At 68.3% G+C, this 23578-nt stretch carries 11 protein-coding genes and 1 pseudogene; 9 read left to right on the forward strand and 3 right to left on the reverse strand.

Annotated elements, in window-relative coordinates; all coding sequences use genetic code 11:
• Positions 1–172: 172 nt before the first annotated feature.
• Both ACQ859_RS18415 and ACQ859_RS18420 read left to right on the forward strand, forming a co-directional pair.
• A complete protein-coding gene (locus ACQ859_RS18415; protein ID WP_431262141.1) occupies positions 173–1342 on the forward strand; it encodes a LacI family DNA-binding transcriptional regulator in 1170 nt (389 codons plus the stop codon).
• Positions 1343–1680: 338 nt separating this feature from the next.
• On the forward strand, positions 1681–2418 hold the full coding sequence (locus ACQ859_RS18420) for a diguanylate cyclase (RefSeq protein WP_431266592.1): 738 nt from the start codon (positions 1681–1683) through the stop codon (positions 2416–2418).
• A 35-nt stretch (positions 2419–2453) separates the two neighbouring features.
• Here ACQ859_RS18420 and ACQ859_RS18425 read toward each other — a convergent pair whose 3' ends face one another.
• Positions 2454–3938 (reverse strand): cation:proton antiporter, encoded by a 1485-nt coding sequence (locus tag ACQ859_RS18425; protein WP_431262142.1) that lies wholly within the window; start codon positions 3936–3938, stop codon positions 2454–2456.
• A gap of 44 nt (positions 3939–3982) precedes the next feature.
• Here ACQ859_RS18425 and ACQ859_RS18430 point away from each other — a divergent pair, with 44 nt between their 5' ends.
• On the forward strand, positions 3983–4732 hold the full coding sequence (locus ACQ859_RS18430; RefSeq protein ID WP_431262143.1) for a hypothetical protein: 750 nt from the start codon (positions 3983–3985) through the stop codon (positions 4730–4732).
• Between the two features lie 31 nt (positions 4733–4763).
• Here the strand turns inward: ACQ859_RS18430 and ACQ859_RS18435 are convergent, their stop codons facing one another.
• Positions 4764–7313 (reverse strand): hypothetical protein, encoded by a 2550-nt coding sequence (locus ACQ859_RS18435; RefSeq protein ID WP_431262144.1) that lies wholly within the window; start codon positions 7311–7313, stop codon positions 4764–4766.
• 107 nt (positions 7314–7420) lie between these two features.
• Positions 7421–8143 (reverse strand): 4'-phosphopantetheinyl transferase family protein, encoded by a 723-nt coding sequence (locus tag ACQ859_RS18440; RefSeq protein ID WP_431262145.1) that lies wholly within the window; start codon positions 8141–8143, stop codon positions 7421–7423.
• Positions 8144–8993: 850 nt separating this feature from the next.
• Between ACQ859_RS18440 and ACQ859_RS18445 the strand changes: the two genes are divergently transcribed.
• The 6 genes and pseudogenes from ACQ859_RS18445 to ACQ859_RS18470 form a co-directional block, all read left to right on the forward strand.
• The gene (locus ACQ859_RS18445; RefSeq protein ID WP_431262146.1) at positions 8994–10157 is read left to right on the forward strand and encodes an ABC transporter permease; all 1164 of its coding nucleotides are present in this window, start codon (positions 8994–8996) and stop codon (positions 10155–10157) included.
• A 94-nt stretch (positions 10158–10251) separates the two neighbouring features.
• On the forward strand, positions 10252–11370 hold the full coding sequence (locus tag ACQ859_RS18450; protein WP_431262147.1) for an ABC transporter permease: 1119 nt from the start codon (positions 10252–10254) through the stop codon (positions 11368–11370).
• A 95-nt stretch (positions 11371–11465) separates the two neighbouring features.
• Entirely contained in the window at positions 11466–12755 is a 1290-nt protein-coding gene (locus tag ACQ859_RS18455) for an efflux RND transporter periplasmic adaptor subunit (protein ID WP_431262148.1), read from the forward strand.
• A 39-nt stretch (positions 12756–12794) separates the two neighbouring features.
• Complete coding sequence (locus tag ACQ859_RS18460; RefSeq protein WP_431262149.1) at positions 12795–13493, forward strand: ABC transporter ATP-binding protein; 699 nt, start codon at positions 12795–12797, stop codon at positions 13491–13493.
• 89 nt (positions 13494–13582) lie between these two features.
• Positions 13583–21835 carry an amino acid adenylation domain-containing protein gene (locus tag ACQ859_RS18465; RefSeq protein ID WP_431262150.1) on the forward strand — a complete coding sequence of 2751 codons (8253 nt, stop codon included), beginning with the start codon at positions 13583–13585 and terminating at the stop codon, positions 21833–21835.
• An 86-nt stretch (positions 21836–21921) separates the two neighbouring features.
• Positions 21922–23472: pseudogene (locus tag ACQ859_RS18470) on the forward strand (non-ribosomal peptide synthetase); the annotation flags it as partial.
• Positions 23473–23578: the final 106 nt, after the last annotated feature.

Below are 23578 nucleotides of genomic sequence, written 5' to 3' on the forward strand. Positions count from 1 at the left end.
TGGATTCACGTTAACAGGGGCCGCCAAGCTCCCGGGCGAGGAGTGCGCCAGGCTGGGGAGCGTGTGCGGTGGGTGGTCATCGCCAATGTTCAGACGCCGTGAAGCTCATGGCGCAGGTGCGCGCTACAGTTGCCGGATCGACATCTGAGAGGCCCTGGCTCCGGGAGACTCGATGACGCATCAAGACATGCGCCCGCGCCGCGTCGCGATTGTTGCGAACAACCTGCACACGTACCAGATCAAGATCGTCTGCGGGATCCGCGACGTGCTCCGCGACAACGGCGTGGATGCGCTGCTGATCCTGGGCCAGGCCTTGCGTCCGCCCAACACCGGGACGACGCCCGCGAACGACATCTACGACCTGATCGACGCCAGGAACTTCTGCGGCGTGATCGTGCTGTCGACGGTGGTCGGTCCCCAGATCTCGGACCAGGCCTTGAGCGCGTGGATCCAGCGTTTCGCGCTGCCCGTCGTCAGCATCGGGCGCCCGCTGGAACAGGCAGGCAACGTCCTGATCGACAACGTCCCCGGCATGTCGGCGCTGATGACGCACCTGCTGGACACGATGGGCTACCGCAGGCTTGCCATGTTGAGGGGCATCCCGGGCAACGCCGACTCGGACGAGCGCGAGGCCGTCTTCCGCTCCAGTCTCGAGCATCGAGGCCTCCCCGTTGAGGAAGACCTGCTGATGACGGGCGACTTCGCCTCGGTGAAAGCGTTCCGCCTGGTGCAGCAGCTCCTGGAGCGCAGGCGGGATGTCCAGGCCATCGTCTGCGCCAACGACGACATGGCGGACGGCTGCGTCCGGGCCATCAACGCCGCCGGGCTGCGCGTCCCGCAGGACATCGCGGTGACCGGCTTCGACGACGCGATCCATCACGTGGTGCCCGCGCTGACCACGGTGCGCATGCCGGTCTACGAGCAAGGAAGAGAAGCGGCACTGATGCTGCTCGCGATGCTTCAGGCGCCGACGTCCCCGGTCCGGCCCGACACGCGGGTGCTCCTCGCCGAACTGGTCGTCCGGGACTCCTGCGGCGCCGGGGAAGGCACGTCACGTCGGTCGCGATGCCCCGCGCCGCCGCGGTGTCCGCCAACGGCATCGAGAGCTATCTGGCGGAGCCCCTCCGGCATTGGATGGCGCTGTTCGACGACATGGCCCCGCACGCGGACCGGCACCAGGCGTTTCTGGAAGCCTGGAACGAGGCGCTGTCCCGTCGTCCGCTCATCGAGGTGGAATACCCGATGTGGCGGGACCAGTTCGCCGGTGTCGTCGACCGCGACGGCGTCAATTCCACGGTGGCCAGGCTGGCGCTGGCCGCACTCTCGTCGCTGGCAGGCGTGATCCAGCGGGACAACTCCCGCCGCCACAGCTTGCGCGCCGGCTTCGGCGAGATGGTCCCGTGGCTGTTCAATTGCGAGAGCCACGAGCATCTTCGGCTCGAGCTGTCGAAGTTCCTGAGGCACGTCGGCCTGGACCGCTATGCGATGGTCCTCTACGAGCGCTTCGGGTCCGCGATCCCCGATCGATCGCGTGTGGCACTGGACAGTCCGGGGCCGGCCGCGGCGGACGAATCCTGGTTTCCCACCCAGGCCATCCTGCCGGCGCCGGTGTGGCAGCGGCTCACCGGCGACCTGCTGGTGTTGACCCCGCTCCTCGTCAACGCGATCCACTATGGCCTGATGGTGTACGAACCGCCGGCCTGGTGGGGGCCATATCCCGACACCAGCTTCAGCCACACGATCGGCCACGCCATCGGCCAGGTCGAGAACACCATCGCCGCCCGGGACTACGCGCTGCAGCTCGAAGGCCAGGTCAAGGCGCGGACCGCGGCGCTGGAGGCTCAGGTCGCGGAGACCTTGAAGGCCGAACAGGCGTTGCGCCTCGCCAATGCCTCCCTGCAGCACACCGCGTTCCACGATGGCCTGACGCAGTTGTTCAACCGGACCGCCTTCGACACGCACTTCGAGGCTCAATGGAGCCAGCACCTGGCGCGGCAACGGCCGCTGTCCGTGCTCCTGTGCGACGTCGATCACTTCAAGAAATACAACGACCTGCACGGGCACGTGATGGGCGACGAGTGCCTGCGGCAGATCGCTCAGGCCCTGCGCAGCGCGGTCCGCGGCGAGCACGACATCGTTGCCCGTTATGGCGGCGAGGAGTTCGTCCTCGTGCTGCCTTCCACCGACCTGTCCCTCGCGACGGTCGTCGCCGGGCGCATCCAGCAGGAGGTACGCAAGCTGCAGCTGCGTCACGGCGCGGAAGGCGCTGGAGCACACGTGACCGTCAGCATCGGCGTGGCCACCGCGGTGCCTCGCATGGACATGACCCAGCAGTCCCTCATCGAGCTGGCGGACCACTGCCTCTACCAGGCCAAATCGGCGGGACGGGCACGCTGCATGTCGGCCCAGGCGACCTGACGCTTCGACACGCCATCGTGGGCGCGATGGCACCGCTAGGGCATGGCATCCGCATTGGCGGCACGCAAGGGATCCGTGGCTTCGAGCCAATCCAGTTCGTTCTCTAGCGCGTGGAAGGCATCGTCGCCGATCTCCGCGGCGTCTCGCATGCCGAGCAGGGTCTGGCGCGCCGCGCCGAGGGCGTCCTCATACGCCGTGTCGTAGTCGACACCGAACGACGCGGCGGCGCTTCCCGGGTCGTGCAGCGGACGTCCCAGGTGCATCTTCAGGTTCTTGCGTGCGAGGTCGAGCGCCGGCGATCTGTCCGCCGGTATGCGTGCCAGCGCCGCTGCCAGCATGCGTTGCCGCGCGGCGGCCTCTTCCTCGCCGACGGGGTCGTCGTCGCGCAGCTTGAGTGCGCGCAGCAGCGGCTTGAGCGTCAGCCCCTGGATCAGCAGCGTGCCCAGGACAACGAGGAAGGCGGTCAGCAGGATGAGGTCGCGGCCCGGAAACTTCGCGGGCAGCGCCAGCGCCGCCGCCAGCGTGACGACGCCGCGCATGCCGGCCCAGGAGATGACAAGCCCGCTGCCCACGGAGGGCCTGAGCATGAGCCGCGCGGCGCGCAGGCTGTGGCGGCCTCCCAGGAACTGGAGCAAGTGGTTGAACGTCATGTGCCACACGATGCGCACCACGATGACGGTCGCCAGCACGGCCCCGGCCACCGACAGGTACTGGTCCCGGGTCGTCTGGGGGAGCTCGATGAGGATGGGGCGCAGCTGCAGCCCGATGAAGATGAAGGCGAGCAGGTTCAGCGCGAACACCACCGTCGCCCAGACGGCATTGGTGGGCACGCGCACGCGCGCCTCGATGCGGGCCGGCGCGATGCGCGCCAGGGTCATGGCGAAGCCCACCGTGGTGAGCACTCCCGACAGCCCGAAACGCTCGGAGAGCTGCCACACCGCGACGGTGCCGACGAACTGCAGGAGGATGGCCGTCGGAATGTGCTGGACCCGCTCCAGCAGGCGTTGCGTCAGGAGGCCGAGCACGGGCCCGGCGATGAGGCTGCCGACCACGCTGAGGATGAATGCGGGCGCCACGGCCTGCACGACGAAACCACCCGAGGCGACGGCGCCGACCGCCAGCCGGTAGATCAGCAGCGCGCTGGCATCGTTGAGCAGGCTCTCGCCCTCGAGCACCCCCAGGATGCGTTGGGGCGGATGCAGCGGGCGCAGGACAGCCGTCGCCGCGACCGCGTCCGGAGGCGCGACGATGGCCCCCAGGGCAATGGCCGCCGCCCAGGGCAGGGACGGGACGAGCGCGTGTGCGACGAGTGCGACCGCGGTGGTGGTGAGCCCGACCGCGACGATGACCAGGCTCGTCAATGGCAGCCAGTTGTCCTTCAGATCGCGCAGCGACGCGTCGTATCCGGCGTCGACCAGGATGGGCGCCACGAACAGGGCGAGCACCAGGTCCGGCGGCAAGGTGAGTTGCGGCGCCCCGGGCACCAGCGCCAGCGCCGCGCCGCCGAGCGCCAGGAACACGGGCGACGGGGGTCACCAATGAGTTCTTCAGCGAGGACCCGGCGGTGGGTCAGGCGAAGTTCCTGCGCATCTACGCCCGCAACCCCGAGATGGGAACGCGAGTGTTCGAGTACCGGGAAGGCAGCGTGATCGACGGCGCCAACTTCACTGCATGGCGTCGCGGCGACTGGGGGCAGGGCGGGAATGGCGGCTGGGAGATCGATGCCCATGACGACGGCGCCTTCGTGATCCTCGGCGCGCGCTACGGCGTTGCCGACGCGAGCATCGATGTCACGGGGCGTCTGCGCGAACTGGCCCGTCGCGACGCGAAGGTGCAGGTGACCAACGACCTGTTCCGCGACGACCCGGCGGTGGGCCGCACGAAGACGCTGCGCATCTATGCGCGTGAGCGCGGCGGCGAGGTGCGGGTCTTCGACTACCGCGAGGGCGCGTGGATCGACGGCGCGAACTTCTCCGGCTGGGGACGCGGCGACTGGGCACAGGACGGGTGGCGCGGCAACTGGGAAGGCCGTCCGTGGGGTGGCAATGCCGGCGGCTACGGCCCGGGGCAGGACGACAACCACCTGCACATCGTCAGAGCGCTGTATGGCGCCCACGGACGTGACGCCGACGTCACGGAGCACATCCGCAGCCTCAACCGCGGCGACGCGCTCGCCGTCTGGGTCAACAACGACCTCGCCGGCCGCGATCCGGCGTACGGCGAGGCGAAGACCCTGCGGGTGTTCTTCACCATCGGCCACGGACCGGAGCAGCTCCGCGAAGCGGGCGAGGGCGAGCGACTGCGCCTGCCTTGAACCCGGCGCGGCCGCTCCGGCGCTCACTGGTTCACGGGGTCGAGCCACCCACCAACACATTGCCGTTGAACACGGGAATGCGCGAGGTGACCACCGCCGTGCTCGCGTTCAGTCCGGCATGCGAGTAGTCGTTCGCTGCATTCCACACCGCGGCCCAGTCCGACAGGCGCAGGGTGATGTTGTAGTTGAGCGTCGCGCCAGCCGCGAGCTGGTGGCCGCCGAAGTCTAGCTCCGTGTAGTACACGTTGCCAGCATGCGGCTTCAAGGCGCTGCAGGAGAAGGCCGGCAGGCTGGAGCCTGACCGCTCGTCGCAGACCACGGCTGACGGCGCACGGTTGCTCGCGAGCAGTTCCGAGACGTCGACGTAGAGGCGGGCCTTCAGGTTCGCCAGCGGCGCGGTGCCAAGGTTGCGCAGCGCCAGGTTGTACTTCGTCTGCTTGTTGTCATCCTGATTCAGGAGCGCCTTGACCTCGACCTGTCCCGGCGCAGGGGCTGGCGCTGGCGCAGGGGCCGGAGCGGGCGCGGGCGCGGGAGATGGTGCTGGTGCTGGCGCTGGCGCTGGCGCTGGTGCTGGTGCTGGTGCTGGTGCTGGTGCTGGTGCTGGTGCTCCAGCATTCAACAGGAACAGCGACGCGCTCGCGCCGTCCGTGCGGCTGCTGTTGACGCCGTTGCGCGGGCTCATCGCGTAGTCCAGCGTCTCGCTGCCGCCCCAGTCGGCGAGCTTCGCGCCGGGGGCGGTCTCCAGGTGCTTGTAGACGGCCTCGTTGCTTGAATCGACGCCGAACTGGAAGATCACGTGCTGCCGGCTGCCGTCGGTCCGGTAGTACGGCACGTAGTCGGAGTCGGTGCCGCTGAAGCCGTCGCCGATGCGATCGCCGTTGGCGTCGCGCTCCTTCTTCATCACGTTGTTGTAGAAGACGTTCTTCGGCCCGGTGGCGCCGGCCCAGTGCGCCTTGCGGCCGGTGGACCAGTAGACCGGGTACCAGGTCCCCGTGTCGCCGGCGCCGCCTTCGCCGCCGCAGTTGGCGGTGCAGCTGCCCGACGAGTGGTTGAAGGGCACCTTGCTCACGTTGAGCTCGATCAGGTTGTTGCGTTCCCAGCCGCCGTGCAGGTTCAGGTCGCAGTCCATCTGGTTGGCGATCGCCACGTTGCCCGAGGCGGCCCACTGGAAGGTGAAGTGGCGCACATTGCTCAGCCGGTTGTTGGCATAGAGCGAGTCCCACACCTTGCTGCCGCGCATGTAGCCGTTGCCGCCCTTGCCCTTGTTCCAGGCGCCGTCGATCGCGTTGTCCTGCACCTGGATGTTCTTGGCGAACTCGGTGACGATCGGATGCGAGCCGGTCATGGCCAGCTTCACGTCGCGCACGAAGGCGTCCGCCGCCCACTTGAAGACGATGCCGTGCATTGCGTACTCGGGCGCGAGGTTGCCGTAGTTGTGGATCGCGTTGGCCGGCGTCACCGCATAGGTGCCGCCACCCAGCTTGGGCAGGCCGTTGAGCGCCATCTCGGCGTAGAGGTTCGAGAAGCCGACCCCGCGCACCACCTGCAGCGGCACGGCCTTGCTGTAGTACGCGGTCCCGGGGCCGCCTTCGGTGGAGGGCAGGGCGGTCGATCCGTCAGCCACGTTGTCGCGGTTGAGGTCGAACTCCAGCGGCTTGTCGAGGGTGAGGGTGCGGTTCGCCGCGTCCACCGCGACGACCTTGAACATCTGCGACTTCATCAGTCCGTTCACGCATTCGTCGGGCGTGGCCACGCAATCGGCGCCCATCTCGTCGACGAACATCTTGCGGGTGTTCGCGGCCGCGATCAGCACGTAGCCGCCGACGCTGAAGCGCGACATGGCCGCGGAGGTGTCCAGCGGAATGACGGTGGCGCCCTTCAAGGCGGCGTAGGGCGTGCTCTGCCGCACCTTCACGCCGGCTTTCCAGTGCTGGTTCACGCTGCCTTCGAAGATGTCCTTGCGGTTGGCCGGCGCGGCGGCGTAGTCGCTCGCGTAGTCGGCGTGCACGGCGGTGGTCTGCACCCGGAACATGCCGCGGCCGGGCCAGGCCCAGCCCATCTGTCCGGCGCCGGAACTCATGCCGCTCATGTCGGGTTGGCTCTTGTCCGCGCTCAGCACGTCGTAGCGGGTATTGGCGTCGGGCTTGAAGACCAGCTTCGTGCCGCTGGCCGGGTCGCTGCCGGCGCCGACGATCCACAGGTAGCTGGAGCGGACGTGGATCTCGCGCGAGAGGTTGAGCGTGCCGGCCGGCAGCACCAGCTTGCGGTAGGCATGCGGGCCGCTGCCGGCGCCGGAGTCGATGGCCGCTTGCAGGGCCGCACTGTCGTCGCTGCCGTCGTTGGCGGTGACGCCGAAGTTGACGGCGAAGATCGTCGTCGCGACGTCGGCCTCGGTCGGCAGCGCGGCGCCTTCGTTGTAGCCGGCCTTGCGCCAGTCGTAGAGGCCGGGCAGCGGCATGCGGCGATTGCCGGCGCTCAGGTCAAGCGCTTGCGCGGAAGCGCCGAGGGCCAGCACGGCGGCCATGACGGCTGTCTGCCGCCAGTGCGGGAAGCAGCGTTTGTAACGTTGGATAGGCTTCACGAGGGTCTCCTTCGCCTGGGGCGTCAAATGAAGTTAAACGTTTAACTTCGGCGACGAAGGCTACCGGGGGGAACCCGACACTGTCAATGTCGAGGGTGTGCGAGGTGTCAGGTCTTGATCAGCGTCACTGCGCTGTAGACCAGCTCAGGATCGAAGGCATAGCGGGCATCCAGTCGCATGCCTTGAAGCTGGGCACTCAAGGCCGGATCGATGACCAGGACATGAGCGATGCCTGTCTTGCCGTCGAACGACTGGTGCTCGAGTCGAACCTCGCTGAACTCGAGGTAACGGCGGCAGTGCGGGAAGGCCGCCTTGAAGAAAGCTTCCTTGAGGCTGAATGCCAGCATGCCCGCATGGCAGCCCGCAGGAACGGCGGCTCGCCAGCGTTGCAGTTCGTCGGCCTGCATCAGCAATGCATCCAGGCCGGGCTCCAGCGGCTGGTTGGTGTCGGCGTCGATGCCCAGGCTGAGAAGCTCGCCGTCATCGCGCGCGACGGCGGCCGCGCAGAAGTGGGCACTGTGCGTGATGCTGCCGATGAGACCAGGAGGCAGCAAGGGTTCGCGATGGGCTCCGACGCCAATGGCGCCGATCTGCTGCTCAGGCCAGCCGAGTGCACGCATGGCGGCACGTGCGCAGTTGCGCCCGGCGGTGAATTCACGCTGGCGCTTCGCGACGGCGGACCGGATCAAGGTCCGCTCTTCGGGCAGCAGGCCCTCTTCCCACTGGGCGGCCTGGTCGGCGCGAGCAATCGCGACAGACGGCGGCAACAGGTTTGCGAAAGGGGACGACTGGTCCGTTTGCCGGAGGGCGTCAGAAGCCAGCTTGATCATGACGGCGTCATGTTAGCGGCGAGCGGCAGCGCGTTCGCATCTGCGCTCGACGCCTGTTCAAGGTCAGGGATTCCAGGGACAGGCCGCTGACGACCCTGATCACGTCGGCGCCGAATTCCCGAATCTCCGCGAGCATCGGCGCCGGGCCGGCACCCCAATCCCAATGGTCACTGGCGCCATGAATGGCCGGCCTTTGCGCGCGTCGCGCCTTTCCCGCTATCTCAATGGCAATCAGGGTGCCTACTCGCCAGACCGCGCTCCGAGCGCCTCATCGCCCCGGGATTTCACCGATCGCTAGGCGGGTCCATGCGAGCCTAGAGTGAGTTGTCTTTCACAGGGAGAAGTCGTTTCGACAGCAATGAGGCCACTCGCTGCCGCAACGACGCAATACATACATGATGAACAAGATGGCCATGCGGAGCTATGCATTCCGCAATGAGGCAGCAGTGCTGATTGATTGCACGGCTGTACGCTGGAGGTAGTGTTGCGCGTCGGAGCTTTCTGACGTCGGCCGGCATTTCGTATCCCGGCTTTGATCGAGCGGCAGTCGATGGTTCCTGGAACCTCGAGTGACCGCAGCGCAACCGAGGACCCACTGCAAACCCCTGAGATTTCGCATCTTCGCGCCATAGGTCCGTTGATTTCATTGACGCGAATTCCGTGAAGTCGAGGTTTGCAGACCCACCCCGAGGTCTTGCATCCAACACCACGCCCACACGCGCCGGGCTGGCCTTGCGGCCGGCCGTCGCATGCTGAAGCGTTCGGTGGCGATGCAAGCCCTGGACAACCGAATCGTGCCCGCCCGTCATTTCCCGATTGGGTTCAAGTCAACGTTCAACGCCCAGCCGACATGAAGTTCTTCTTTCTTCTCTGGCGCTCGCTCTGGTATCGACCGGTGCGCACCGCGCTGACGCTGTTGTCGCTGATGACGGCGTTCCTGTTGCTCGGCGTGATGCAGACGGTGAACTACGCCCTCTCGCATCCAGCCCCGGGGTTCGGTTCCGACATCGTCGTGGTGATGAACCGCTCGTCCTACGGCTTGCCCTTGCCCTACGCGTATCGCGCGGGCATTGAATCAACGCCGGGCGTCGGGCTGGTGAGTGCCAGCGCGGTGGTCGATGGCTACTACCAGGATCCGAAGAACTCGATCCAGGCCGGCGCGGTGGACATCCGTCAATTGCTGGAGATGCGCAGCGCCCAGCTGGGCATCACCGCCGAGCAGATGAGCGAGATGGCGGCCACTCGCACCGGTGCCATCGTCGGCCCGAAGATCGCGAGCAAGTACGGATGGAAGGCGGGCGACCGCATCACGATGCGCGCCAACGGCAAGTTCGTTCAGGAGGATGGTTCCACCGATTGGACCTTCACGGTGGTGGGCGTGCTCAACATCAAGGATCCGAGCATGATGGGCCAGTTCGGCAGCCGCATCCTGTTCCATTACGCCTACCTCGACGAGTCCCGGATTCTGGACAAGGGCAAGGTCGATCTCTATCTGGTGAAGCCCAAGCAGTTCACCGATGCGGCGGTGGTGTCCCAGGCCATTGATGCGCGTTTCGCCAATTCATCGTACGAGACCCGGTCCTCGCCCCAACAGGCGCTGGCCCTGACCATCCTGAAGCAGGTCGGCAATGTCGGACTGGTCATCGGGTCCATCACCGCGGTGGTGCTGGCCACGCTGGCCTTCATGATCGGCAACGCCATGATGCACACCTTCCATGAGCGCATCCCCGAATTCGCCATGTTGAAGACCGTGGGCTTCTCGAACCGGCTGGTGACGCTGATCACGGTGGGCGAATCGCTGCTGCTGTGCGCACTGGGCGCCGGTGCGGGCCTGGGCCTGGCCTATCTGCTGGTGCCCGCTTTCAACAAGCGTCTGCACGTGGTGGAGCTGTCGCAGTCCGGTTTGTGGCCGGGCGTGGTGATGGCCTTGCTGCTGGCCGTGACCGTGGCACTGATCCCCGCCTGGAAGGCCGGGCAATTGAAGATCGTCGACGCGCTGGCCCGCCGCCGTTGAGCCCTCCCGCATTGATTCAAGGCATCACATGATCGGTTTCATTCGGCAAGTGTTTCCGCTGTTGCGGATGGGGCTGCAGACATTGCCCCTGCGCATGGGCGCCTCCAGCGTCGTGGTGATCGGCATTGCGGGCGTCGTGGCGGTGCTGGTGACCATGCTGGCCGTTGCGGCCGGGCTGGACAACTCACTGAAAGGCTCGGGACGAAACGACAACGTCCTGGTGATGAGCGCGGGCTCGGAATCGGAGATGGGCAGTGCGATCTCCCGCGAGGCCTTCGACACCATCGCCGCCGCCCCCCAGGTGGCGCGCGATGGCCAGGGGCAGCCGATCGCGTCGGCCGAGATCGTCACCGTGTTTCCCGCCAAGTTCATCGAGTCGATGGCCGATGGCAATGTGAACCTGCGCGGCGTCGGCCGCCAGGGACTGAGCATCCACTCCAGCATCCAGATCACGGCCGGGCGCATGTTCCAGCCGGGCCTGCGTGAACTGGTGGTGGGGGCCGGCGTGGCGCGCATGTTCCATGGCTTCAAGGTCGGCGATTCGGTGCGCATCGGCAATGGCAGCTGGACCGTCGTGGGGCATTACAGCTCGGGCAGCATCCATGACTCCGAGGTGCTCGGCGACGCCGACACCTTGCAATCGGCCCTGGAAATGGGCACCTATGTCAACGCGGTGTACGTCCGGCTCGCGTCGGCGGCGCAAGCACCGGCCTTCCGGGAAGAACTGCAGCGCAGCCCCAATCTGCATGTCGGGACGTACATCGAATCCGAGTACTTCGCGGCGCAGTCCAAGGACCTGTCGGAAGCGCTCCGGATGGCGGCGAACACCATCGGCGTGATCATGGCGATGGGCGCGCTCTTCGGCGCGGTGCACAGCCTCTACATCTCCGCGGATGCACGCAAGGTCGAGATGGCGACCCTGCGCGCGGTGGGCTTTCGCACCGACAGCATCACGGTCGCCTTCATGCTGGAGGCGGCCGTGCTCTCGCTGCTCGGCGGATGCCTGGGCGCCGCGCTCGCTTATGCGCTCTTCAACGGCTACATGGCCAGCACCATCAACGCCGGGCTGTCGCAGCTGGTCTTCCAGCTGTCGGTGAGCTGGCGGCTGATGCTGACCGGCATCGTGTGGGCGTGTGCCATCGGGCTGCTGGGGGCGCTGGTGCCGGCGGTCCGCGCCGCACGGCAGCCGGTGGCTGTCGCTCTGCGGGCGTGAGGCCATGGTGCAGGCCGGCGGGGATTCCGAGGGATGTGGCTGCTGCGTGATCGTTGCGCAAGTGGGTGTGCAGGGCGGATGGATCGGTGCGAACGATGACGGTGAGCAAGTCTGAACTCTTGAAGCAGCTTCGCGTCGACAGGAGCGGTTCGACGCCCACGGCGCCGGCGGAACCCCGCCTGCGCCGGGCGGGCTGGGGCCTGGCCGGCATCCTGCTGGTGGGGGGCTCGCTGGCCTGGGTCTACCTGCCCGACTCGCAGGCGGTGCCGGTCAAGGCCGCCGTCGTGCGGCCTTCGGCGGACAGCGACGCGGGGACGCCGGCTGGCGGCATGGTGGTGGAGGCGACGGGGTATGTCGTGGCCCGTCGGGAGGCCACCCTCGCGCCGAAGGTCGCCGGCCGACTCGACCGGCTGTTCATCGAGGAAGGCTCCCAGGTCACCGCCGGCACGGTCGTGGCCAAGCTCGACGACAGCAACGCGCTGGCCGCCTTGAGGCAAGCCCAGGGCGGCGTCCGGCTCGCGGAAGCCACGCTGGAACAGAGCCGGCTGGCGCTGGCCAACGGCCTGCCGCAGTACAAGCGGGAGCAGGAACAGGCGGAGGCCGGCTTCATCAGCGCCCAGGCCCTGCAGACCCGCAAGTCGGAATACGACGGCTTGCGCGCGGCGGTGTCCGTGTCCGAGGGCAGCCTGGACGTGGCCCGGGGCGCCCTGGCGGTGGCCCAGCAGGCGGTCGAGGACACGGTGGTGAAGGCGCCGTTCACCGGCATCGTCACGAGTCGGGCGGCGCAGGCCGGCGAGATCGTATCGCCCATCTCGTCGGGCGGCGGCACGATCCGCACCGGCATCGCGACCCTGGTGGACATGGACTCGCTCGAGGTCGAGGTCGATGTCAACCAGAACTTCATCCAGAAGCTGCGGGTGGGGCAGCCGGCCAGCATCAAGCTGGACGCCTACCCGGACCGCAAGATCGCGGGGCAGGTGGTGGCCGTCGTCCCGACGGCCAGCCGGAGCAAGGGCACCGTCAAGGTCCGCCTGGGCTTCAAGGACAAGGACTCGCGCATCCTTCCCGAGATGGGCGCGCATGTCGCCTTCCTGACCGATCGCCCCACGGCGGCGGCGCCGCAGGCCGCCAGCACCGCCGGTACGGCCAGCAACGCCGGCCGTGTCGTGGTGCCTCCCGAGTCGGTGCAGACCGGCGCCGAAGGGGGCGCAACGTATGTCTACGTCATCGTCGGCTCCAAGATCAATCGGCGCGATGTCCTCCTCGGATCCCGAGAGCGCGACGGGCAGGTCATCGTGTCCGGCCTGTCCGCCGGAGACCGCGTGGTCATGAGCGGATTCGACAAATTGCGGGATGGAGCGTCGGTCAATGCCAGCGATCTCTGAACCCGTTCACCTCCAGCGGCCCAAGCAAGGAATTCACTCATGAGCGCGATCGTTTCCATCAAAGGCGTGACCAAGAGCTATGTGCGCGGCAAGCAGTCCGTGAACGTGCTGGACCAGGTCAATCTCGAGATCGCCGAAGGGGACTTCGTGGCGCTCATGGGGCCGTCCGGGTCGGGAAAGACCACCTTGCTGAACCTCATCGGCGGTCTGGACCGGCCGGACGCCGGCGAGCTCCGGGTGGGCAACGAGCGGCTGGATCAGCAGTCATCGAACGCGCTGGCCCGGTGGCGGGCGGAGAACGTCGGTTTCATCTTCCAGTTCTACAACCTCATGCCCATGTTGACGGCCGAGCTCAACATCGAGGTGCCCTTGCTGCTGACGACCATGAGCAAGGCGCAGCGCAAGAAGAGTGTGGCCGCGGCACTGGCCGTGGTGGGCCTGGAGGATCGCGCCAGGCACAAGCCCTCCGAGCTGTCCGGCGGGCAGCTGCAGCGCGTGGCGATCGCACGCGCGCTGGTGGCGGATCCCCGGTTGCTGGTCTGCGACGAGCCCACCGGCGACCTGGACCGGACGACGGCCGACGAGATCCTGAACCTCCTGGAACTGCTGAGCCGGGAGCATGGCAAGACCATCGTGATGGTCACGCATGACCACAAGGCGGCGAGCCATGCCCAGCGGACCTGGCATCTGGACAAGGGGCGGCTCGTGAACCAGGGCATCGCCGCGGCTGCTGCCTGACCCCATTCCCCCGCACTGGCACTGCGTCAGCGCTGCGACAGGGGTCGTGGCGCGGTGATCCTTTTCACGCTGCTCCACGGTACAAAGTGATGATCGACTTCGCTGGGTTTGGTGATGTGGTGGGCATGCTGAAGGCGCTGGCGCAGCATGAACCGGAGGCTGAGGCCTCGTTGTTCCTGCACGGCCTGGCCGACTGTGATGAGCGCATCAGCCACGCCGATCTTCTCGGCAGGTCGCGTGCCGTGGCTGACGCCTTGCGGCAGGCGCAGGTGGTCGGCAAGGTGGCGGTGCTGCTGGACCCCGGTGTCGATTTCCTCTGTGCCTTCATGGGCTGCCTGCAGGCGGGCGCGACGCCGGTGGCGGGCTGGGTGCCGCAGGACGGCAGCGGCCTGGAGCGGCTCCAGCTGCTGCTCACGGGCGGCGATGTGCAGCAGGCCATCACGCGCAGGGAGCCCTACCGCCGCATGGGGACCTGGGCCGCGGGCCATGAACCGATGCCGACGCTGCGTTGGTGGATGGCGGACGCGCTGGAGGATGCAGCCGTCGTCACCGCGGGCTTCGCGGCACAGACGCCTGCAGCGCGCTTCACGGCGCCCGCGGCGCCCACGCCGGCGAGCAAGGCGCAGTGCGGGGCGGCGATGGCGGCGCTCTGGCGATCCATCGGCACCGCACAGGCCGCGGAGCGGTCCCTCGTCAGGGCGCTGGGCCATGAACCGTTCCCGCTCTCGTCCGCCCAGCAGGTGATCTGGTTCGACCAGATGCTTGATCCTCAACTGCCTTGCTACAACATCGGCATGGCCTGGCAGATGGACGGGCCCATCGACCACCGCGTGTTGCAACAGGCGGTTCAGCGCCTGGCCGATTCGCATGAATCGCTTCGCCTCCTGTTCAGTGAAGAGGACGGACAGGCGCTGCAGATGGTCTTGCCGCGCGTCGAGGTGTCGCTGCCGTTGGTGGACTTCTCCGCCTCGCCGGATGCGCAGGCCCAGGCGCGCGCCTACCTGCAATCGAGCTTCTCGCAGCCTTTCTCGCTGCAGGGCGGCTTGCCGTGGAGCACGCAGCTGGTCCGCGTCAGCGATGTCCAACACTTCTGGCTGCAGCGGTACCACCACCTGGTCACCGACGGCGTTGGCATTTCGCTGATCGTGCAGTCGGTGGCGCGCCTGTACAACGCGCTGCTCCGAGGGGAGCCGGTCGACGAGCCCCCATCGTCCTACCGGGCGTTCGTGGCCGATGACCAGCAGTATCTGAAGTCGGAACGCCATGCGCTCGATGGGCGCTACTGGGGCGCCCGATACGACCGCCTGCCGGACCCGGTGGTGCAGCGCTCCTGCACGGACGCCGAGGGGCAGCTGGCGCCGAGCCTGCAGTCGCACTGGGTCTTGTCCCGGGAAACGCATGACCGCCTGCAGGCCTTCGCGGCCGGGCAGGGCGGCACCTTCACCCACCTGTTCCTGGCCGCACTGGCGGCCTACTTCGCCTGGGTGACGCCCAACGAGCAGGTGGTGATCGGCCTGCCGGTGCACAACCGCCATGCGGCCCGCCACAAGCGCACGCCCGGCATGTTCTCGTCGGTCAGCCCGATCGGCGTGCAGGTCGACACCAACGCGTCGTTCCCGGCGCTGATCCGTGAGCTGGTGGCCGAGCTCCGCCGCAGCTATCGCCATCAGCGCTACCCGCTGGCGGACATCAATCGCAGCATCCATCTGGCGTCGACAGGTCGGCGCCAGCTGTTCGATGTCATGGTTTCGACCATGTACTTCGATGGCGACGCGAGCTTCGGCGAGGTGCCGGCGCGCGTCGTGCCCATGCACTCCGGTGTCGAGCGGACGCCGCTGCTGATCAACGTCAGGGACCACCATCGCGATGGCGATGTGGTGATCGAATTCATCTACAACTCGCTGGCGTTTGAGCAGGACGAGATCGAACGGATCCCCCGCTCCCTTGCCGTGATGCTGCAGGCGGCCGTGGAAGCGCCCGAGCTCCCGCTGGGCCGCTTGCCCCTGTTGGCCCCGGTGGAGCGGCAGCGGCTGCTGGACGCATTCAACGCGACGGCGGTGGCGTATGAAGACAACGTCCTGCTGCATGAGCAGTTCGAAGCGCAGGTGCGCGCGCGGCCGCAGGCCCCTGCGGTGCGGGACGATGCGCAGGCGTTGAGCTATGGCGAACTCAACGAGCAGGCCAATCGCGTGGCGCACCGGCTGCTGGCGCTGGGCGTGCAGCCCGACGACCGGGTGGCCCTGTGCATGTCGCGCGGGGTCGGGATGGTGGTGGGGTTGCTCGGCATCCTCAAGGCGGGTGCGTGTTATGTCCCGCTGGATCCGGCCTATCCGGCGGCGCGTCTGGCCTACATGCTGGGCGACTGCGAACCGGCGGTGGTGCTCACCGAGCAGGCCCTGGTGTCCTCCCTGCGAGAGGTGGCCCCCGAGGGTGTGCCGCTGCTGGTGCCGGACGGTGCCGATGCCGCGCTGCTGCAGGCGCAGCCGGGCCACGATCCCGACACCCGGCGCCTGCATGGGCTGCACAGCCGCCACCTGGCCTACATCATCTACACCTCCGGCTCCACGGGGCAGCCCAAGGGCGTGCAGATCGAGCATCGCTCGGTGGTCAACTTCCTGGGGGCCATGACGGCGCTGTACCGCGTGAACAGCGAAGACGCGGTGCTGGCGGTGACGACGCTGTCCTTCGACATTGCGGGACTGGAGCTGTACCTGCCGCTGGTCAATGGCGCGCGCATCGTGCTGGCCAGCCGGGAGACCGCGAGCGACGCGGCACAACTGCAGCAGGCGCTCGAGCAGTCCGGCGTCACGCTGATGCAGGCCACGCCGGTGACCTGGCGCATGCTGCTGGACAACGGCTGGACGGGCCGGACCGGACTGAGGATCCTGTGTGGCGGCGAAGCCCTGTCGGGCCCGCTGGCGCAGCGGCTGAGCGGCTGTGCGGCGCAGCTGTGGAACCTGTACGGTCCCACCGAGACCACCGTCTGGTCCACCGCGCGCTGCATCGCGCCGGAGCAGGCGGGCGTCCAGCCCGTCGAATCCATCGGCCGGCCGATCGCCAACACGCAGATCTACATCCTGGACGCGCAGGGCCGGCCGGTGCCGGTGGGCGTGGCCGGGGAGATCCACATCGGGGGCCACGGGGTGGCGCGGGGTTACTGGAAGCGACCGGAGCTGACGCAGCAGCGCTTCGTGGCGGACCCGTTCAGCGCGGAGGCGGGGGCGCGTCTGTACAAGACGGGCGACCTGGGTCGCTGGCTGCCGGACGGGAACATCGACTACCTGGGCCGCAACGACCATCAGGTCAAGGTCCGGGGCTTCCGCATCGAGCTGGGAGAGATCGAGGCGCGACTGGTGCAGTGCCCCGGGGTGAGGGAGGCCGTGGTCATTGCGCGGGAGGCCGGGGAGGGTGCCGGCGAGGCGACTGGTGGCGACAAGCGCCTGGTGGCCTACCTGACGGCGCAGGCCGGACACGAGCTGGCGGTGAGCGCGCTCAGGAGCGAGTTGGCGCAATCGCTGGCCGAGTACATGGTCCCTAGTGCCTTCGTGGTGCTGCAGTCGCTGCCGCTGACGCCCAACGGCAAGATCGACCGACAGGCGCTGCCGGCACCGGATGCGGATGCCCTGGCCAGCCAGCCGTACGAAGCCCCGGTGGGACGACTGGAGCAGGCACTGGCGCAGATCTGGCAAGAGCTGCTGGGTGTGCCGCGCGTTGGCCGTCACGACAACTTCTTCGAGCTTGGGGGTCACTCGTTGCTGGCGGTGCGCGTCATCGTTCGGGTGCGCCAGGAGCTGGGCGTGGAGATCAGCCTGCGCTCGCTGTTCAATCAGCCGGAGCTGGCTGCGTTTGCGCAGAGCGTCGCACAGGCGGGAGCGGACACCGGTGTGGACACCGATGCAGACACAGGCGCGAAGCTGCCCGCGCGCATCGAGCGCGCCGATCGCAGCGGCACGCTGCCGGTGTCCTACGCGCAGCAGCGGCTGTGGTTCCTGGACCGGCTGGACGCAGCCGCCGGCGCGGCGTATCACATGCCCGTGGCGCTGCGGCTGAGCGGGGCGCTCAACCGCGAGGCGCTGCAGGCCACGCTGGACGGCCTGGTCCGTCGCCACGAGATCCTGCGCACCCGGTTCGCCAGCGTGGACGGGCAGACCGTGCAGCTCATCGACGGACCCGACACCGGCTTCCGGCTGCAGGAGGTGGACCTGAGCACGCTGGCGGAGCCGCAGCGGACCCGCACGGTGGAGCAGCTCAGCGAGCAGGAGCAGCGCGCGCCGTTCGATCTGGCGCAGGGGCCGCTGATCCGCGGCCAGCTGCTCAAGCTCGACGAGCAGGAGCACATCCTGCTGCTCACGCAGCACCACATCATCTCCGACGGCTGGTCCACCGGCATCATGGTGCGCGAGGTGAGCGCGCTGTATGAGGCTCACAGCCAAGGCAGTGAAGAGACGCTGCCACCGCTGCCCATCCAGTACGCCGACTACGCGGTGTGGCAACGCCAGTGGCTGCAAGGCGAGGTGCTGCAGCAGCAGAGCCAGTACTGGAAGCGCGAGCTCGCCGGCGCGCCCGCGCTGCTGGAGCTGCCCACGGACAGGGCGCGGCCGGCCGAGCAGAGCTACGAAGGCGCGCAGTGGAACTTCGAGATTCCCCAGGCGCTGACGTCGGGGCTGCGGGCGCTGGCGCAGAGCCAGGGCGCGACGCTGTTCATGACGCTGCTGGCGGGCTGGTCGGTGCTGCTGAGCCGGCTCAGCGGGCAGAAGGACATCGTGGTGGGCACGCCGGTGGCCAACCGCCAGCGCAGCGAGGTGGAGGGGCTGATCGGGTTCTTCGTGAACACGCTGGCGCTGCGGGTGCGGCTGGACGACGACCCGACGGTGCAGGCGCTGCTGCAGCAGGTCAAGGCCGGCACGCTGGCGGCGTACGAGCACCAGGACCTGCCGTTCGAGCAGGTGGTGGAGGCGCTGCAGCCGCAACGCAGCCTCAGCCACAGCCCGTTGTTCCAGAACATGCTCAGCCTGAACAACACACCGGTGCAGGGGGCGCTGCAGCTCAGCGGCCTGCGCATCAGCACGCTGGGGCAGCAGGGCGGCAGCACGCAGTTCGACCTGAGCCTGGCGCTGACGGAGACGCCCGAGGGCCTGAGCGCCACGCTCAGCTACGCGAGCGCGCTGTACGAGCCGGCCAGCATCGAGCGGCTGGCGGGGTACTGGCTGACGCTGCTGCAAGGGGTGGTGGCGTCGCCGCAGGGCCGCGTCAGCGCGCTGCCGCTGCTGAGCCAGGACCAGCGCCAGCAACTGCTGGAGACCTTCAACGCCACGGCGCGGGCTTATCCGCAGGACGAGCGGATCCATGCGCTGTTCGAGGAACAGGCGAGGGTGCGGCCGCAGGCGACGGCGCTGGTGTTCGAGCAGCAGCAGCTGAGCTACGCGGAGCTCAACGCGCGGGCCAACCAGGTGGCGCACCGGTTGCTGGCGCTGGGCATCCAGCCCGACGACCGGGTGGCGATCTGCCTGCACCGCGGCGTGGAGATGGTGGTGGGGCTGCTGGGCATCCTCAAGTCCGGGGCGGCCTATGTGCCGCTGGACCCGGCGTATCCGGCGGCGCGGCTGGCCTACATGCTGCAGGACAGCGAACCGGCGGCGGTGCTGACGCAGCAGGCGCTGGTGCAGGACATGCGCCAGGGCGTGGCCATCGGGGTGCCGGTGCTGGCGCTGGACGGGGCCGAGGCGGCGCTTCTGAAAGAGCAGCCCAGCCATGATCCCGACCCGGTGCGACTGGGGCTGACCGCCAGCCACCTGGCCTACATCATCTACACCTCCGGCTCCACCGGGCAGCCCAAGGGCGTGATGGTGGAACACCGTGGCGTGGTCAACCGTCTGCGCTGGATGCAGGAGGCGCTTGACCTGCGCCCTGACGAAGCGGTGCTGCAGAAGACGCCCTTCGGCTTCGATGTGTCGGTCTGGGAATTCTTCTGGCCGCTGATGATCGGCGCCCGACTCGTGATGGCCCGACCGGAGGGCCACAAGGATCCCGCCTATCTGTGCGCAGTGATCCGCGACACCCGCGTGACCACGATCCACTTCGTGCCGTCGATGCTGCAGCAGTTCCTGGCGTATGAAGGCGCCGCCTCCTGCGAGGGGCTGCGCCGGGTGGTGTGCAGCGGCGAAGAGTTGCCTGCCGCGCTGGCCAGGCAGTTGCTGTCCGCGCTGCCCGGCGCGCAACTGCACAACCTTTACGGGCCTACCGAAGCGTCGGTCGACGTGACGGTCTGGACCTGCGCGCGAGACGACGACCGTCCCTTCGTCCCGATCGGACGGCCCATCGCGAACACCGCCCTCTACGTCCTGGACCCCCAGGGGCAGCCGACGCCGTTGGGCGTGAGCGGGGAGTTGCACATCGCCGGCGTGCAGGTGGCCCGCGGGTACTGGAACCGCCCCGAATTGACGCAGCAGCGCTTTGTGCCCGATCCCTTTGCGGCCCGGGCGGGCGCCCGGATGTACAAGACGGGCGACCTGGCCCGATGGCTGCCGGACGGCAGCATCGACTACCTGGGTCGCAACGACCACCAGGTGAAGATCCGGGGCTTCCGCATCGAGCTGGGCGAGATCGAGGCCCGGCTGGCGCAATGCCCAGGGGTGCGGGAGGCCGTGGTCATCGCACGCCCGGGTCCCCTGGAGGACAGGCGCCTGGTGGCCTATCTCACCGCGCATGCCGGTCAGCCGCTGGAGGTCGCGCCGCTGCGGGACCACCTGAGGAGCGCGTTGCCCGACTACATGGTGCCCTCGGCCTTTGTGGTGATGGAGGCGTTGCCGCTCACGCCCAACGGCAAGCTGGATCGCCAGGCGCTGCCCGCGCCGGATCAGGCGTCGCTGACGACACAAGCCTTTGAGGCGCCGGCGGACGCCGTCGAAGGCACGATCGCCCGCATCTGGCAGGACTTGCTGGGCGTGCCGCGCGTGGGTCGGCACGACCGCTTCTTCGAGCTCGGTGGCCATTCGCTGCTCGCCGTCCAGATGGCTTCACGCCTGCGGGCGGAGTTGCAGGTCGATGTGCCCTTGCGTCAGCTCTTCGAGCACGAGGCGCTGAAGGACCTGGCGGTGGTGGTCGCCGCAGCCGGCGTGACGCCGCAGTCCCGTCTGGTGCCGGTGGACCGCAGCCAGGACCTGGCCCTGTCGCTGGCGCAGCAGCGCCTGTGGTTCCTGGACCAGTTCGATGTCGCCGCCAGCATGGCGTATCACATGCTCGGCAGCTGGCGCATCAACGGCCCGCTGGACCGCGCGGTCCTGAAACGCACCCTCGATGCGCTGGTGGACCGGCACGAGATCCTCCGCACCTGCTTCCCGGCCGTGGACGGCAGGCCATCCGCCCGCATCGCGCCAACAGGCGGCGGCTTCCACTGGGTCGAGCATGACCTGGGCGGTTCACTGCCGGAGCAGCAGCGTCGCATCACCGAGCTGGCGAGCCATGAGGCGCGCACGGCGTTCAACCTCGCGCAGGGGCCCTTGATCCGGGGGCAGCTGCTGCGTCTGTCCGCCTCCGATCACGTCCTGCTGGTCACCCAGCATCACATCATCTCGGACGGCTGGTCGCTGCGGCTGCTGATGACCGAAGTGTCGGCGCTGTACGACGCCTTCTCGCGCGGCGCGGCGGATCCGCTGACCCCGCCGGAGATCCAGTACGTCGACTACGCCGCCTGGCAACGGGCCTGGCTGCAGGAAGACGTCCAGCAGCGACAGATCGCCTACTGGAAGGACCGGCTCGAAGGTGCGCCCGCGCTGCTGGAGCTGCCCACGGACCGTCCCCGGCCCGCCGTCCAGAGCCATGCCGGCGGCGCATTCCACCTGACGCTGGACGAGGAACTGACCCGCGGCCTGAAGCGACTGGCCGCCCGCCATGGCGCCACCTTGTTCATGACGCTGCTCGCGGGTTGGGCGGCGCTGATGTCGCGCCTCTCCGGTCAGGAGGAGGTGGTGGTGGGCATGCCGGTGGCCAACCGGCGGCGCAGCGACCTGGAGTCGCTGATCGGCTTCTTCGTCAACACGCTGGCGTTGCGCGTCCACGCCGATGCGGGCGCGACGGTGTCGGCTCTGCTGTCGGAGGTCCGGCGGCAGACGTTGGAGGCGTATGCCCACCAGGACGTGCCGTTCGAGCAGGTCGTGGAAGCCCTCCGTCCGGTGCGCAGCCTCGGGCACCACCCGATCTTCCAGGCGATGCTGGCGCTGGACAACGTGCCGGGAAATCCGGAGCTCCAGCTGAGCGGGCTGGACGTCGACTGGCTGGCGCAGTCGCAGACGACGGCGCGGTGCGACCTGTGCCTGCTGCTCTCTGAGCAGGGGGGCACCTGAGCGGCATGCTCGAGTACGCCAGCGATCTGTTCGACCCGGCCACGATCGAACGCCTCGCCGACCGCTATCGTCGGTTGCTGCGCGCGATGGTGGCGGACGACGCGGCCTTGATCGGCAACCTGTCCCTGTGGCTGGACGACGAACGTGACCAGGTGCTGGTCGGCTTCAACGACACGACGCGGCCCTACCCGGGCGACCAGCTCATCCACCAGCTGTTCGAGGAACAGGTGCGACGCACGCCGCAGGCCGTCGCCGTGGTGTCAGGGGATCAGCAGCTGAGCTATGCGGCGCTGAATGCGCAGGCCAACCGTCTGGCGCATCATCTGCGCGGCATGGGTGTGGGTCCGGACGGACGGGTCGCGGTCTGCATGGAGCGCACCCCCGACGCGGTGATCGCCTTCCTGGCGGTGTTGAAAGCCGGTGCCGCCTATGTGCCGCTGGACCCCAGCTATCCGCCGCAGCGGCTGGCCTACATGCTGTCCGACAGTGCGCCGCAGGTGCTGCTGACGCAGGACAGCCTGCGGGACGTCGTGCAGGCGGCCGAGGTGCCCGTGGTGGTGCTGGACGTCGCGCATCGGGACGGCCTCTTCATGCCTCTGCCGGCCGGCAATCCGGACAACGCCGAGGTCGGCTGCACGCCGGGCCATCTCGCCTACGTCATCTATACCTCCGGTTCCACGGGTCAGCCCAAGGGCGTGATGGTGGATCACCGCGGCGTGGTCAGGCTGGTGCGTGGCACCGACTACATCACGCTGGGAGCCGATGACGTCGTGGCCCAGGCGTCCAACATCTCGTTCGACGCGGCCACCTTCGAGATCTGGGGCGCGCTGCTCAACGGCGCGCGCCTGCTGCTGGTGGACAAGTGGACGGCGGTGGATTCGAAGCGCTTGGCCGCCGAGATCCGGACGCAGGGCATTTCAGTGCTGTTCCTGACCACCGCCCTGTTCAACCAGATCGCCCGGGAGGCCGCCGATACGTTCCAACCGCTGCGCTGCCTGCTGTTCGGGGGCGAGAAGGTGGAGCCCCGCTGGGTGGAGAAGGTCTGCCGCGAGGGGCGCCCCCGCGAGCTGCTGCATGTCTACGGCCCGACGGAGACGGTGACCTTCGCCTCGTGGCATGCGGTGGGTCCGTCGGTGGTCGGTGGCGGGGTGCCGATCGGACGTCCGATCGCCAACACGCAGATCTACATCCTGGACGCGCAGGGCCGGCCGGTGCCGGTGGGCGTGGCCGGAGAGATCCACATCGGGGGCCACGGGGTGGCGCGGGGGTACTGGCAGCGACCGGAGCTGACGCAGCAGCGCTTCGTGGCGGACCCGTTCAGCGCGGAGGCGGGGGCGCGTCTGTACAAGACGGGCGACCTGGGCCGCTGGCTTCCGGACGGGAACATCGACTACCTGGGCCGCAACGACCATCAGGTCAAGATCCGGGGCTTCCGCATCGAGCTGGGGGAGATCGAGGCGCGACTGGTGCAGTGCCCCGGAGTGAGGGAGGCCGTGGTCATTGCGCGGGAGGCCGGGGAGGGTGCCGGGGAGGGCGCCGGTGGCGACAAGCGCCTGGTGGCCTACCTGACGGCACAGGCCGGAGAAGAACTGGCGGTTGGCGCGCTCAGGAGCGAACTGAGCCAATCGCTGGCCGAGTACATGGTGCCCAGTGCGTTCGTGGTGCTGCAGTCGCTGCCGCTGACGCCCAACGGCAAGATCGACCGGCAGGCGCTGCCGGCGCCGGATGCGGATGCCCTGGCCA

Source organism: Roseateles chitinivorans (assembly GCF_050632235.1).
GTDB classification, from domain to species: domain Bacteria; phylum Pseudomonadota; class Gammaproteobacteria; order Burkholderiales; family Burkholderiaceae_C; genus Roseateles; species Roseateles chitinivorans_A.